The organism is Streptococcus sp. ELY_125, assembly GCF_058314535.1.
Genome location: NZ_JBZFUM010000022.1, coordinates 1 through 14,318, shown reverse-complemented (window position 1 = coordinate 14,318; position 14,318 = coordinate 1). Strand labels below are relative to the sequence as shown.

At 43.1% G+C, this 14,318-nt stretch carries 17 protein-coding genes and 3 pseudogenes; 3 read left to right on the top strand and 17 right to left on the bottom strand.

Annotated elements, in window-relative coordinates:
- Position 1: 1 nt before the first annotated feature.
- A pseudogene (locus tag AC4HAL_RS08805) lies at positions 2–58 on the top strand (hypothetical protein); the annotation flags it as partial.
- Between the two features lie 4 nt (positions 59–62).
- Here AC4HAL_RS08805 and AC4HAL_RS08800 read toward each other — a convergent pair.
- From AC4HAL_RS08800 to AC4HAL_RS08735, 14 genes are all read right to left on the bottom strand, one after another.
- Complete coding sequence (locus AC4HAL_RS08800) at positions 63–716, bottom strand: GNAT family N-acetyltransferase (RefSeq protein ID WP_491093852.1); 654 nt, start codon at positions 714–716, stop codon at positions 63–65.
- 114 nt (positions 717–830) lie between these two features.
- On the bottom strand, positions 831–1,154 hold the full coding sequence (locus tag AC4HAL_RS08795) for a carboxymuconolactone decarboxylase family protein (RefSeq protein WP_004227130.1): 324 nt from the start codon (positions 1,152–1,154) through the stop codon (positions 831–833).
- Position 1,155: 1 nt separating this feature from the next.
- Entirely contained in the window at positions 1,156–1,575 is a 420-nt protein-coding gene (locus AC4HAL_RS08790; protein WP_491093851.1) for a cupin domain-containing protein, read from the bottom strand.
- Between the two features lie 150 nt (positions 1,576–1,725).
- Positions 1,726–2,358: a putative quinol monooxygenase gene (locus AC4HAL_RS08785; RefSeq protein WP_491093850.1), complete on the bottom strand. Its 633-nt coding sequence runs from the start codon at positions 2,356–2,358 to the stop codon at positions 1,726–1,728.
- 1 nt (position 2,359) lies between these two features.
- Positions 2,360–3,280 (bottom strand): amidohydrolase family protein, encoded by a 921-nt coding sequence (locus AC4HAL_RS08780; RefSeq protein ID WP_491093849.1) that lies wholly within the window; start codon positions 3,278–3,280, stop codon positions 2,360–2,362.
- Positions 3,264–3,722 carry a MerR family transcriptional regulator gene (locus tag AC4HAL_RS08775; RefSeq protein ID WP_491093848.1) on the bottom strand — a complete coding sequence of 153 codons (459 nt, stop codon included), beginning with the start codon at positions 3,720–3,722 and terminating at the stop codon, positions 3,264–3,266. The genes AC4HAL_RS08780 and AC4HAL_RS08775 overlap by 17 nt, the downstream gene beginning before the upstream one ends.
- Positions 3,723–3,794: 72 nt before the next feature.
- A complete protein-coding gene (locus tag AC4HAL_RS08770) occupies positions 3,795–4,313 on the bottom strand; it encodes an NAD(P)H-dependent oxidoreductase (RefSeq protein WP_491093847.1) in 519 nt (172 codons plus the stop codon).
- A gap of 1 nt (position 4,314) precedes the next feature.
- Positions 4,315–4,605 (bottom strand): YciI family protein, encoded by a 291-nt coding sequence (locus tag AC4HAL_RS08765; protein ID WP_491093846.1) that lies wholly within the window; start codon positions 4,603–4,605, stop codon positions 4,315–4,317.
- A gap of 10 nt (positions 4,606–4,615) precedes the next feature.
- Positions 4,616–5,566, bottom strand: coding sequence for an aldo/keto reductase (locus AC4HAL_RS08760; RefSeq protein ID WP_491093845.1), 951 nt, complete (start codon positions 5,564–5,566; stop codon positions 4,616–4,618).
- A 382-nt stretch (positions 5,567–5,948) separates the two neighbouring features.
- Complete coding sequence (locus tag AC4HAL_RS08755; RefSeq protein WP_491093844.1) at positions 5,949–6,572, bottom strand: SDR family oxidoreductase; 624 nt, start codon at positions 6,570–6,572, stop codon at positions 5,949–5,951.
- Positions 6,573–6,716: 144 nt separating this feature from the next.
- Complete coding sequence (locus AC4HAL_RS08750) at positions 6,717–8,471, bottom strand: 1-deoxy-D-xylulose-5-phosphate synthase (protein ID WP_491093881.1); 1,755 nt, start codon at positions 8,469–8,471, stop codon at positions 6,717–6,719.
- Between the two features lie 61 nt (positions 8,472–8,532).
- The gene (locus tag AC4HAL_RS08745) at positions 8,533–9,330 is read right to left on the bottom strand and encodes an aldo/keto reductase (protein WP_491093843.1); all 798 of its coding nucleotides are present in this window, start codon (positions 9,328–9,330) and stop codon (positions 8,533–8,535) included.
- Positions 9,331–9,347: 17 nt separating this feature from the next.
- Complete coding sequence (locus tag AC4HAL_RS08740) at positions 9,348–9,812, bottom strand: flavodoxin (RefSeq protein ID WP_491093880.1); 465 nt, start codon at positions 9,810–9,812, stop codon at positions 9,348–9,350.
- A 304-nt stretch (positions 9,813–10,116) separates the two neighbouring features.
- Complete coding sequence (locus tag AC4HAL_RS08735) at positions 10,117–10,557, bottom strand: MarR family winged helix-turn-helix transcriptional regulator (RefSeq protein ID WP_491093842.1); 441 nt, start codon at positions 10,555–10,557, stop codon at positions 10,117–10,119.
- 149 nt (positions 10,558–10,706) lie between these two features.
- Between AC4HAL_RS08735 and msrB the strand changes: the two genes are divergently transcribed.
- Positions 10,707–11,144 (top strand): peptide-methionine (R)-S-oxide reductase MsrB, encoded by a 438-nt coding sequence (gene msrB / locus AC4HAL_RS08730; RefSeq protein ID WP_491093841.1) that lies wholly within the window; start codon positions 10,707–10,709, stop codon positions 11,142–11,144.
- 48 nt (positions 11,145–11,192) lie between these two features.
- Positions 11,193–11,684 (top strand): annotated as a pseudogene (msrA, locus tag AC4HAL_RS08725) (peptide-methionine (S)-S-oxide reductase MsrA); the annotation flags it as partial.
- 239 nt (positions 11,685–11,923) lie between these two features.
- On the opposite strand, the gene AC4HAL_RS08720 reads toward msrA, so the two are convergent.
- The 3 genes and pseudogenes from AC4HAL_RS08720 to AC4HAL_RS08710 form a co-directional block, all read right to left on the bottom strand.
- On the bottom strand, positions 11,924–13,033 hold the full coding sequence (locus AC4HAL_RS08720; RefSeq protein WP_491093840.1) for a low temperature requirement protein A: 1,110 nt from the start codon (positions 13,031–13,033) through the stop codon (positions 11,924–11,926).
- Positions 13,034–13,235: 202 nt separating this feature from the next.
- Positions 13,236–13,850, bottom strand: coding sequence for a histidine phosphatase family protein (locus AC4HAL_RS08715; RefSeq protein WP_491093839.1), 615 nt, complete (start codon positions 13,848–13,850; stop codon positions 13,236–13,238).
- A gap of 353 nt (positions 13,851–14,203) precedes the next feature.
- Positions 14,204–14,318 (bottom strand): annotated as a pseudogene (locus AC4HAL_RS08710) (IS30 family transposase); the annotation flags it as partial.

The following is a 14,318-nucleotide window of genomic DNA, read 5'->3' as shown; positions in this document are numbered from 1 at the left end:
GATAGACGGCAAGGGATGGGGCGCATATAAGCAAATCAGTGGGATTTACGCCTATCATGAATTTACCTTCTGCATTGAGCTGGGGCAAATTGATCCCTATGCTCAGCCCTCAACCGTTGCTGAGGGCTGATCGTACGAGTCTCAGTGGCTATTTGCTGACTGTCATTTTTTAGATCCAAAAAAGCGCCATTCACTCTTTTCAATGGCACTTTTTTCGTTTTATAGTTTTTTAAAATACCTTGCAACCGGCCAAGGTTCAAAGCCAAAAGCTTCGTAAGTTTGGCGGGCGGGTAAGTGGGTAAGTGTCCCGGATCTCCGCCAGTTTCCACCATAACCATCTTCATGCCAGCTTGAGTGATTTTCTGACAAGCAGTTTCCAGCAGCCTTGTAGCAATGCCCCTACCTTGGTGTTTTGGTGAAACGGCCACAACATAGATTTCCCCCATCCTATCTTCTGGGTGTATGCGATAAGCAAGCCAGCCTGCTAGTTCGTCATCTGAAAAAGCCAGCAGAGTCTGACTGCTTGCTTCATCCAAGACCTGCGACAAATCTGCTGTTTGACGGGATTCCCACCCTTGAGGATAAAAATTATCATAGACAAAAGCCGGTACAGCAGAGCGCATTTGGTAAAAGACCGTTGCCCAGCTTTCAATTGACAGAGATAAGATTGCGTCTTTGTAGCGATGTTGGTAAAGTTTGATGGTAATGGTCATCATATCATCCTCCTCTTTTTTGACGTAAATATGTGCTGGTATTCTATAAAACTTAAGCCGATGAGTTATGAAAAAATGAGACTTTGTCTTCAAACTCAAAAGGCCTACTGGCCTTTTCTATTCTTCCCCCCAGATTTCCTTAGCCAAGTTGAAGACAGCCCAGGCTTTTGGCCAGCCGACATAGAAGGCTAGATGGGTGATGATGGCTGAGATTTCTTCCTGCGTGACACCATTTTTCTTGGCATTTTCCAGGTGATAAAGCAGTGAAGAATCTGTGATGCCCGAACTCATCAGAGCTGTCACTGTAATGATACAGCGGGTTTTCAGGTCGATGGACTCATTGTTCCAGTTTTCGCCAAAGAGAACATCGTCATTAAAATGAGCAAATTCGGGAGCGAATTCTCCCAGCTGGTCACGGCCAGCCGTTTGTTTGATAGTCATCCTAGTCTCCTTCCTGATTGGCATTGAGGTAGTCCTCATCGCTGACTGGTTCATAAAATTCACCGGGTCCGGCCGTAATAGCGATATGGCTGAACCAAGAATCCTTAGCAGCACCATGCCAGTGCCGAACACCCTTATCAGTCACTACGACATCACCGGCTTTTAAGTGACGCGCAGGCTTGCCTTCTTCTTGGTAAAGTCCTTCCCCACCTGTCACTAGTAGGATTTGATAGCCATCCAAGTGGACGTGCCAGTTGTTGCGGCAGCCCGGTTCAAAGGTTACATTTCCAACATTAGTATAACCATCTGGTGCTTGAGCTAACATAGCTAGGTAAGATTGTCCTGTAAAACTAGCACCATAAGGGTTTTCTTCACCAAAGGCAAACAAAGGATTTGTTTTCACGTCTTCATGTTTAACCATGAATCATCACTTCTTTCTCTAAATGTATATTTTTTCGCTATTAGTATAGCTCTGCAAGGAAAAATCTACAAATACCAATAACGACTAACTGCTATGCTTTAAAGGCATGCTATTCGGGCTTAATAACTTGCTTGATTAAAGGATTGGACACTAGCCCCTATTGACCAACATATCGGCCGTCAGGGTTTGCAGGCTCTTATCTAAAACGATAGCGGCACTGCGATCAATATAGTCTTTAAAATGAGGAGTCTCACGATGAGTCTCATAGGCAGCCTCATCTTCATAGACTTCAAAGAAATACCACGTATCTGGATTATCGACATCAGTCCCTGCATACATGACAAGGACACCGGCCTCCTTGTCCATACTGGCCTGCATCTCTGGCAGGACAATATCTGCAAACGCCTTACTGTCACTGACAGTCACTGTAGCTAAGCGAACGGATAAGTTATTGTCACCAAAAATACGCAAGGGCTCATCTTTTTGGAGAAAAATCTCAGGCGTCAGTGTGACTACCTCACGGCTGGTGATGGCCTTTTGCGCCAGACTGGCAAAGGCTTTAAAATGCGGTGAGGCAACATGCTTCTGATAGGCTTCATCACTGGCATAGCGTTCAACGACGACCTGCTGACTCTTGTCACCAGGGACATAACTGCCATACATGGCCAAAGTTCCTGGCTCCAACTCCATTGACTGGGTAAAGTTATTGTAGCCGATTTGATTAAAGTCAGTCTCATAGGCCAAATCAAGTCCCAATCTAAACAATCTAAAAATCTCTGTCATCTTAATCACCTAATCCGTATAATCTTTGCGCATTGCCTGTAAAAATCTGCCACTTCTCCTCATCATTGAGCGCAAGAGTTTCAATCGCTTGGGCAATGACCTCTGTCGCACCGGCCGGTAAAATCCCTAGTGGCGCATCTGTACCAAAGAGGACATGGTCAACACCATAATAGTCCACACAGAGATCAAGGGCCTTTGGATTGCCAAGAAGAGCGGTATCCACATAAAACTTCTTAAAATCAGCCGCCTGCTCTTCTGGCAGAATCCGCTCAATACGACCGGCAAAATAAGGCACCATAGCGCCCCCATGGTGGACCAAAATTTTCAAATTTGGGAGGGCCTGAAAATAACCAGCTTGAACAATCTCAAGCATAGCCTGAGTCAATTCATACTCCCAGCTGAAAATGATATTATTATCTGGCTTGCGGGTATCAAAAACAGGATGAAGCCAGATGGGCACATGGTACTTAGCCGCAGCTTCAAAGACCGGTTTAAATTCCTCATCAGCCACAGACTTTCCTAGATGACGGGTAAAGAGCTGAATGCCTAGTATCTCAGGATGAGCAGGGACAAATTCTTCCACCACGCGCACAGCCTCTGGGATATTATTCATAGCGACCATAGCAACACCGCCAGCAAAAATATCCTGATTGTCTTGTGCCGTTTTCAAGAGCTCTTTATTAGCCTGTTCCACAAGTTTAGCGGCCTCATTAGCTTCCAAGTAATCCTCTGGGTTGGCATTGACATAGCTGATAATCTGTTTGGTGTTCACTGACATGGTCGCACGGCGCTTGTCCATATCGCTCAAGACTGGATTTTGGATAAAGGGCATCTTCTGCACTAACACCTCATCCAGCGTGAGCATTTCTTTATAAAAATCAGGCAAAAGTACATGGGCAAAGGCATCAATTTTCAAAGTCATCCAAGCGCTCCTTCCAGCTGCCATCTTCATCGAAGATGATTCCGTATTCCTCATAATAGGTGTCTTTATTGAGAATTTCTCCAGACTCGTAGAGCCCTATCTTATGGGTCAGGCGATCGATCGAGCGCTGGAGATTCTTTTTCTTGGTCTCAAGGAGAGCTAACTGCTCACGAAGGAGCTCCTCACGCGCCTCGACGGTCTTATCCCCCTGCATGAGCAACTGGCAGTAATCAATTAACACCTCGATAGAAACACCTGAATGACGCAGACAAATGACCATCTCTAACCACTTGTTGAGATCATCTGTAAAATAGCGATTGCCATTCGCCTGACGGGGGATCTCAGGCAGGAGCCCAATGCGCTCGTAATAACGCAGGGTATTGGGTTTAATATCATACATTTGAGACACCTGAGTAATGGTGTAAGTTCCTTCTTTTGGCATATTCGATCACCTTTCAATACAGATATGTAAGTTTGATTCTCTCTTCAGTATACACAATTTTAAAGACCTTGACTATGATTCTTGTAAACGGCTAGCATAATCAGCTGCCTCTTGAGCCAGCTCCTCATCTGACAGATTGAGTACGCCAGATAGGACAAAGGGTTCTTCAAAGACGAGACCTGTATGGTACTGGATGGTCTCTATGGGTTTGAGCAATTCCTGTGTGGTCACATGGAATCGGCCATCAGCTGTGTAGTCATCCGCACCCGCACCTTGAGTGACAGCGAGAAGGACTTTCTTGCCTTGAAGGGCATTACCAGATGAACCGTAAGCCCAGCCATATTCTAGTACCTGATCCAGCCACTCCTTCATCAAGGATGGCATGGAATACCAGTACATTGGAAACTGCAAGACAATGCGATCTGTAGCTGTAAGCGCAGCCTGTTCTTTTTTGACATCAACCTTACCCTCAGGATAGAGGACGTAGAGATTACGGATATTAATCCCCGCACCTTGGGCAGCCTTAGCCAAGGCTTTATTGGCCCTAGAAGATGCTAAATTGGGATGGAATAGAAAAATGTTTGTTGTCACCTTAATCTCCTGTAATATCTTCTGCAACCAGATTGGCTTTAAATTCTGCTACATCATAAGTCGCAAGATTTGGATAGTAGGCGTCTTTTGCAATCATAGCATCAAGTTCCTGACGAGAACCCGCTTTAGCAATGACAATTCCTGCCATACCGCGATCTTTGAGAGGGCCGACAATCTTGAAGTTGCCGGCATCAAATTCTGACTTGAACCAAGCTCGGTGCTTAGCCAAAAGCTCTTCTGCTTGATCTTTAGGCACTTGATCTGATTTGATGGTAATAGTGATTAAAAACATAAGAACCTCCTTAGGCTTGACCTTCCCAGCCACCACGTGTATCAACACCTGATTGAGTCGCTAGATTTTCAAGATTAGCCATTTCCCCATCTGTAAGATGCACGTGACTAGCCTTAGCAGCATCGTCGACTTGCTCGACCTTTGTCACACCAAGGATCGGTGTCGTGCCGCGTCCGATAGCCCAGGCGGTCGCAATTTGAGCTGGACTGACCTTGTAATGGTCTGCCAAACGTTTCAGCTCAGCCAGTAGATCACTCAAAGCCGGGAACAGTGGATTATAGGTTTTACCACGGTTAGAGTCAGCAGGCATTGGATATTGGCTATCATACTTACCAGACAAAGCCCCTTGTTCCAAGACCATATAGGAGAAGAATTGGATATGATTTTCTTTACAGTAGTCAAGAAGACCATCATCAATAGAGTTGCGGTAAAGCAGGCTAAAGTGATTTTGGACAGCTGAGATTTGAACACCAGCAGGTTTCAAAATGTCTTGGACACGTTTGACTTGTGCAAGACTGTGGTTAGATACCCCGATACGCTTAACACGGCCTGATTTGACCAAGTCAGCCAAGAATGGTGTCCAGCGTTCAACATCTGCTGAATTGTGAATCCAATAAAGATCAATGTAATCAGTGCCGAGACGTTTGAGGCTGCCTTCCAGCATGTCCTCTACAGGATTTTCCTTGGTATCATCCTGCATACCGGGAGTAAACTTGTCTGATAGGATTACTTTTGAGCGATCGTACTGACCAGCAAGCTCACCCAAGATACGTTCTGACTCACCATTAGCATAGGCGAAAGCCGTATCAAAGGTGTTGAGCCCTCCATCCATAGCTGTTTTGAAAACATCCTTGAGGTCTGCGGTGTCAAGATTATTTCCAAAGACCACGTTTCCACCGGCAAATCCGCCCGTTCCCCAAGACCATGTTCCAAGTACGATTGGTGCTGTATTTTCTGTCATCTTAATGACCTCCTTTTTGTGATATAAAGCCCTTAAGCAAGGCAAAGCAAAACAGATAAACTGATGAAGACGCTAAGCTAACATATTTAGAAAGGCTTCATCTTTTTGCAAAGCATTGCAGGTCTATTCAAATAAAATGATACAAGTCCTCAATCATGATTGCTCCAACTTCTATCATTTATAAGGATACTTTATCACTTATAGTTCACTATAAGTCAAGCCTTTTTTCTCATTTTTTTGAAACTGATAAAGGACACATAGAGACTTCATCAACCAGATCAAAGATAAACACCACCTATTTCTGTAAACAAGTGGCGTTTATTATGCCTTAGTTGTTCATTTAGGATGCACTTCTTCCTTATCCATCGATTCACATATTTCTTTACGACTTAGTGAAAGCTTCAGAAATAGGAAGCGTTCCCGGATGAATTTCAATCACTTTTAAGCTCATTGCCGGAGAATCCACAAGGGTGGCTAAAACGGCACCGACATCAGCGATTGGAATACTGGTAAATCCTTCATCTCCTAACGAGATTCGACCGGTTCCCTTTTCCTCTAACAGTCGCCCTGGTTGAACAATAGTATAGTCTAAGTCAGTCTGGTGAACCAAGTAATTATCCGCAAAATACTTGGCGATATAGTAATCTTTTAAACGGTCGCCCCATTTCTCTGGAGTCAGACTATAGAGCGCGCTGAGCATGATGAAGCGCTTCAGATCTGCAGTTTCAGCCGCCTGCATGAGTTTAACCGCACCGTAAGCGTCGGTCTGCAAAAGATCCCTGCCCCGTGATCCTGCTGCAAAAATTACAGCATCACAACCCTTGACCAGTTCCACCAGAGATTCGACAGGGGCATGCAAATTCATAGTGACCGGCGTTACGCCATCCATAAGGGCAATCCTTCCAGACTGTCTAGCTCCTGCGATAACCTTATGCCCCTTTGCTACCAAAGCTTTAAGAGCTTCTGTAGCGACACGCCCAGTCGCTCCAGCTAAAAATACCTTCATTTTTTTCTTCTCCTTTATTGTCCTTTTATGACCGCATACCCATCTCGTCAATTTTTTTATTGGGCTTTATTAAGCTAAGCTCAACAACATCAAGCAAGGGGTATAGGCTTTAGCCTTCAGTAATGAGTTTTTAATGTGATCTCATTACAAAGCATCTATGACTTTGGCTACAATATTTTCAGCAGTTAAACCGTTACTTTCCAGCAATTCTGCCCTATCATAGCGGTCATGAAAAGCTTTATCAATACCGTAATTTTGTACTTGCACAGCTGCTTTACCTAGGTAACTAGCCACTGTTTGACCGTAGCCACCTTCAAGAATACCATCTTCCAGCGTCACAAATACTTGGTGGTCGTTGACAAGATTATCAAGTAGTTCTGTATCTAAGCCTGTGATATAGCGAGGGTTTACCAATGTAGCGGTAATGCCGTGATCTTCTTTCAAGATTTTCGCTGCCTCTTCTGCTAGATGGTAGAAATTGCCCAGTCCAAACAAAGCAACTTGGGAGCCTTTTTGAGTGACTTTATTCTTGTTTAATTGACTGTAATCAGTGGTGTCTTTAATGCCTGTCTCAACCAGTGGACCGACAGGTACGCGAATGGCTACGGGATGCTGGTTCTGATCAATGGCCCAATCTAACATAGCCTGATGTTCTTCCTTATTGGTGGGAGCAAGATAGACTATATTTGGGATATGGGAAAGAAACGGAATATCAAAGAAGCCAAGGTGACTTTCATCATTCATGGCATTAGCGGATGCCATATAGACCAAAATAGTTGTAGCTTGATTATTCAGTGCGATATCATGGGACAATTGGTCATAAGCCCGTTGCATAAAGGTAGAGGCTACAGCCCAGATCGGTTTAGCACCGTTCTTTGCAAGACCTGCTGTCATTGTCGCTGCTTCTTCTTCAGCGATCCCAACATCTACAAATTGTTTACCAGCCTGCTTGCGCTGTTCCTGATCGAAAATAAACATTGGTGTACCAGCATTAACAACGACAACCCGTGGATCTTTAGCAATCTTATCCAAGACTAAGTCAGTCGTCACACTGCTGTAGGTTTCACCCGATTGGCTACCGCCAAGATAGGCCCCCGTTTCAGGATCGTACGGTCCTCCAGCATGATAGGCCTCGCGGTTTTCTTCCATAAATGGGACACCATGCCCTTTTTGAGTATGGATATGGAGAAGAACAGGGTGATCACTATCTTTGACTTCCTTAAAAAGAGCAATCAGATCCTCTAAGTTGTTCCCATCATCCAAGTAACGATAATCAAATCCAAGCGCTTTAAACAAGTTATCACTTGCAGTGCCTTTACTTTCACGAAGATTTCTCAAAGCAGTATAGAGTCCGCCGGTTGGATTGACTGCTATAGACTGGTCATTATCGTTGAGGATTACAATAGTGTTTGTACCTTCCGTTGCAATTTGATTAAGTCCTTCATAAGCTAGGCCACCTGACATGGAACCATCACCAATCACGGCGATAACATTACTGTCTTCACCTTTTAAATCACGCGCTTTGGCAACACCGGATGCTAGGGCCAGAGATGTTGACGTATGGCCTACAGTAAAAAGATCGTGCTCACTTTCCTTAGGATTGGTGTAACCAGAGACATCATCATAGTGCTCAGGATCTAAAAATGCCTGAGCTCGTCCGGTGAGCATCTTGTGAACGTAGGACTGATGAGAGACATCAAAGATTATCTTGTCTTTTGGTGAGTCGAAGATATAGTGGAGGGCCACTGTCATTTCAACAACGCCAAAATTAGGACCGTTATGGCCACCGTGCTGACTCGTTTTTTCTAATAAAGCCTGGCGTGCTTCGTCAACAAGGGTCTGTAAATCTTCGTGTGATAATTTTTTGATATCTTTGGGCGAGTTGATCTGTTCTAAAATCATATTGTTTCCTTTCTGCTTACTTCAGTCATTGTAAATGGATTACTTTCGCGATTACGATTTAGCCATTCCAGCCAAATAATCCTTGTCCAGTATCCATCTGACGAATGGTTGCCATATCATCGTGAGACAATTCAAAATCAAAAATAGCAAAGTTTTGAGCCATGCGATCTGCATTGGCTGATTTGGGAATAGCCACGATACCCTCTTGCATCAAGAAGCGCAAAATGACCTGAGCTGCGGTTTTTCCATAGGCTTGCCCGATCCTTGTTAGCGTAGGATCTGTAAAAATGCCCTGTTTTCCCTCGCCAAATGGTGCCCAAGATTCAAATTGAATCCCTACTTCCTGACAATAGTGACGTGTATCAACTTGCTGCTGGAGGACATGCATTTCATTTTGTAAAACTGCTGGGATCACGCCAGAATGCTGGCGGATTTCTTCGATCAGGTCCGGCTGGAAATTCGACAAACCAATAGAGCGAATTTTACCAGTATGATAGGCTTCGGTTAAGGCGTCCCAAGTGCCTAGATAGTCAGAAACCACCCAGTGAATCAGCATCAGATCAATATAATCCGTTTGCAGACTTTTTAAGGCTTTTTCAATCTGTTTTTTGGTTGCTCTATATCCCGACGTTCCTAATTTTGTCGTGATGAAAAACTCTTCTCTAGGAAGACCGGAAGCCTTGATGGCCTTACCCACCCCAGCTTCATTGCGGTAATACTGGGCCGTATCAATATGGCGGTAACCTGTTTTGATAGCCTGAGAAACTACTCTTTCAGTATCAGCCGCCGGCACTTGGTAGACCCCAAAACCGAGCTGAGGCATCCTCTCCCCTGTGTTTAGTGTGACATATTGCATATTATCCTACCACTCCTTTAGTTTAATCCTTTTAGCCAACCTTTCATGGCCGCTGTGCTATTCAAGACATCACCTGCAATATGATGTTTAGCTGCGTATTGGTTAAAGATCGGCTGAGCCTTTGCATAGGTTGAACCGCCTGATGTCGAAAAACTGCCTAGGATCTTGTCGGAAAAGTCCATTTGATCCATAACCGTTTGGACAACCCTCGGAGGAATTCCCCACCAGGTCGGATGACCGACTAAAATGCGCTCATAGTGTGAAATATCTGGCAGATTTCCTGCAAAATCAGGTCGGCAGCGCTCATCGTATTGCTCAAGATTGCAGCGGCTGGACTCATTGTGCCAATTCCTGTCTTGACTGGTGTATGGAACTTTTGTTTTAATCTCATACAAGTCTGCTCCTATCTCGCGCGCTATAGCTTGTGCTCGCTCTCTAGTCGTCCCCGTTTCAGAAAAATAAATAATAAGTGTTTTCATGATGAACCTCCTGTTAGAAAACAAATAGACACAAAAGACTAACGGTGATCAAATCACCCTATCATTTGTCTCTCAACTTATTACGATCTTACTATATCACTTATAGTCAACTATAAGTCAATAGGTTTATAGTATTTTTTTCTATGTACAGGGCACACTAATTTTTTTAAGATCCTCATAAAAAAAGAATTTGAGACAGACCCAAATTCTTCTAATTTATTTTGTCTATTTATAAAAATGCAACGCGACACCTGCTAATAGCAAGCTTAGATATGTTAAGCACAACTGCAGGGGGAGCTTTCCTCTATTAAAGTAATTTTTGAAAAGCCTGATTGATTTTTTGATTCGCAAAAATTAGTTGGTGAATCTCCTCTTGGCTAAGTGGAAGTATTCCGTCCAAACAGTCGTGGAGGACCGCTTCGACCTCTGGCTGAAGTTTTTTCCCCTTATCGGTCAATGCGATTGTAAGAAAACGCTGGTTGTCTTGGCGTCGATTGCGCCTAATATAGTCTTTTTCTTCTAAGCGCTTTAACAGAGGCGTTAAGGTATTGCTGCTTAGACCAATTTCCTCACCGAGATCTGAGAGTGAGCGCTTGTCTTCTTCCCAGAGCGCCAGTAAAACAATATACTGTGTATAAGTCAGGCTAAAAGGTTTTAAAGCTTTTTTATAGTACTGATTGAAAAGTTTGCTGCTTTCATATATAGAAAAGCAAAGTCGATTAGTAAGGACTGAAGTTTCTTCTGCCATCTTATCTCTTCCTAGGCTAATAATTGCCATCATCATAACACAAATTCAAATCTTTGACAAGGAAACTAGAAAGCAGTAAACTACTAATAAATCGTGTGCGATATAACGGTTAAAAAGCTAAATGAACGTGCACTAGAGGAGGTAGAAATATGACACAGAATGATAAGGAATTTTTGCGCGAGCGTATCGGTGATTTAGCCTATGAAGTCACTCAAAATGCTGCAACCGAGCGTGCTTTCACAGGAGAGTACGATGAATTCTTTGAAAAAGGAATCTACGTTGACATTGTCAGCGGCGAGCCCCTCTTTTCATCAACCGATAAATACGATTCTGGTTGTGGCTGGCCGGCCTTTACTAAGCCGATCGAAAATAGGATGGTAACCAACCACGAAGACCGATCTTATGGCATGCACCGCACCGAGGTTCGCAGTAAAAAGGCCAACTCTCACCTAGGGCATGTCTTTAATGATGGCCCAATCGATCGTGGTGGTCTACGCTATTGTATCAATTCTGCAGCCCTCAAATTCATTCCTTATGCGGAAATGGAAAAAGAAGGCTACGCAGATTATATGGACATCGTAGAATAGGATATTGCTTAGCAGTTATTTTAAGATTAGAAAAGGAGATAATAATCTATGAAAACAATTTATCTAGCAGGTGGTTGCTTTTGGGGTGTTGAAGGATACTTTGATTTGATCGATGGTGTCGTCAAAACCCGTGTCGGTTATGCTAACGGTCAGTCTGAGGTAACTTCTTACGAGTTAATTGATGCCACAGACCACGCTGAGACCGTAGCTGTCACTTATGATCCAGCGCGCATCAGCTTGCATGAAATTCTTCTTCATTACTTCCGTGTGATCAATCCATTTTCGATTAATCGTCAAGGAAATGATTTCGGCCGTCAGTACCGTACTGGTATCTACTATGTTGACGAAGAAGATAAATCAGTCGCTGAGGCAATTATGCAGCAAGTCAGTCAGGAAAACAGTGGACGTCCTTTGGCAGTTGAGCTAGAGCCACTTCGCCATTTCCTAGATGCCGAAGAATACCATCAGGACTACCTCAAGAAAAATCCGAATGGCTACTGCCATATCGACTTAAGATTGGCTAAGCAACCATTACGTGATTATAAACAAGCTTAGATATTAAGGCCTACTTGAGTAGTGAAGGAATCTCCAATCGGAGAGATCTTCACTACTTTTTTTATGGCAAAAGCAATATTTGGTTAAACCGAAGATCCTTTAGGTATTAGATATCCTATATCAATAAAAAGAGGCGGGACTTTTGTCCTGCCACATTCCGAACTGAAAAATGAAAAATTGGGGAAGAACTCAGCTCGTTTCTGATTTCAACACTTACCCATTATTTAAAGATTTCTATTCAAGGGCAGACGGTACCAGACCACAGCAAACTGCCCCAAACCCGCTAACAACCCAAGGCTCAAGAATAAGACAGGACTATTTCCATAGAAAAGCATAAGGGCGAGAGTCAGGATCAAGACTCCTAGATGTATCTCTAGCCATTTTGGAGTCAGGGCGAGATCTTTACGATTATAGGGAGACAAGAGCTGCAAGCTGCTGTAGTAAATCCCAATTCCAAGCAAGCCCAATACTTTAGCATCGTGAAAATGGTAGGTGCTCTCCACCATTTCAATCGCCAAGGTCATAAAGAGCACACTCAATAGCAAGACAGTCTGAACATACATGAGACGCAGTCCCGTCCGCTCTTGATGGTGGTTCATGATTACAGCTGTCTGTGTGATATAAGCTATAAACATGAGGCCAATAGCTGCAAAGCTGATCACAGCTTCAAGCAAGTGACTATCTAGATCAAAGGTTTTAATACTGGCTATAATAGTTTCCCCGAAATAGATAATAGTAATCAGCTGCAAACGTTCTACTAGGTGGGGAAAATTAGCTCTGTCTTCATCCTTCTTAGACCTCGTTAGATAAATAAAGAGCAGACTCAACCCATATAGTAAATAAACCCATAAAATATTTACCACAATATGACATAGAAGCAAGGCAAACCAAATCATCTGAATGATCATGTCTACTATGATATCTCTCATGTGAGAGCGCATTGTTTGACTCATGCTCCCCTGCTTACGTGCCCTCAAGAAATACTGCAGTAAGACAGAAATGTTACTCAATAAAAATAAAGTATTAAAGGAAATATAAGTCTTCTCCCAGTCCAAGGTCAGCTCGCTTGCCATATATCCAATCGCAAACATATTGAGAATAATAGTCACAATATCCATGAGATCACGCTCACCATATTTATTGAGATACATAGTCTCATGATACCAGAGTTTGACAAGCATGATAAAGGCTAGGCCAAACTGTAAATAGCTAGAAAGGGTGAGATGGACCCCTTTACCATGCATCATTCCAGTCAGCACAGAAACGGCAAAGACAAAAACAAGATCAAAAAAGAGCTCATAATTAGAAACTTTTTTAGGAATAATACTTCTCATACTATCATCTTAACACTTTCCTTTGGTTAGGGAAAGTCAGACATCTCCTAGATGATAAATGGATGTTCAAAAACAAGGAAGCCACCAGCTTAGCTAGTGGTTTCCTTGTTTTTCTCAAAGAGAAGACTGGCTTGAAGCCATAATAAAAGCATGTACCCGTTCTATATTTTAGATACTACTCTGTAAAAAGGCGCCTTTCCCCCTATTTACTGCTTTCTTCTAAGCGATAAACTTGCCTTTTGAGCGGATCGATCATCGCCTTAAGCGTAAATTGTCCAGCCTCAAAAGTATAGTCAAAAACAGCACAATTATGAGGGAAAATGCCATATTTTTCAAAATCAATACCAATAGCCCGCATAAAATGCATGAGAGCACCTGCATGGCTAACAGCTAAAACACTTCGTCCGTCATTATCCTGAGCAATCTGAGTTACAGCTACTTTCACACGCTGCCGGACATCACTATCGCTTTCGCCACCATGAACAACATAATAATTGCCAACCGCACGACGAACCTCACGTGGGGGATGGAGGTATTCCTGCTGACCTTCAAAGCGACCAAAGTTCATTTCCTTAATTCCCTTTAATCGAGTGTACTCAGTCGCACCAGTTACTAATTCTAAGGTATCTGAAGCACGCTCAGAGGTTGAGCAGTATAAGCGATCAAACGTCATGCCATGCTCTTTGAAATATCGTCCAGCCTGTCTAGCCTGCTCAATACCTAGATCCGTCAGAGGGGAATCCGACCATCCCTGAATTCTCTCCTGTACATTAAACAGGGTCTGACCATGCCGCATTAAGTACAATCGTGTTGCCATACTTTCTCTTCCTTTTTCTAGTTAGATCTGCCATTATTATAGCGCTTTTTAATATAAAAATCTTCTTTCCTTTTGTGAAGAATGAGATAATTATATCCAAGACAGCTCTTTCTTCTACTTTTTGCCACCAACCTATTCTAGGTCATTTGCTATTTAAATCAAAGTTAATCTGAAAGAGAAGACCACCTAATTGGTCTTGCGGCAGACCACTCAAGATAGCATGCTTTTTAAGATCGATCTTGGCAGCCAGACCCAGACAATGCTCTTTATTGACCGCTAGGGGCCTTGTAAATCTCGTCCTAATTCTAAATCGTCTTTCCTTGCCGCATCTCGGATTTTTATGACTTAAATTGTCAAATTAAGTTGGACAGTTTCACCTGACTCAGAAAAACATGATAAGGTGTTTGATAATTTAGAGATTTTCTAGGAATCTTGTTTCTCCTATCAGCTATAGCTGATAAAATGGTT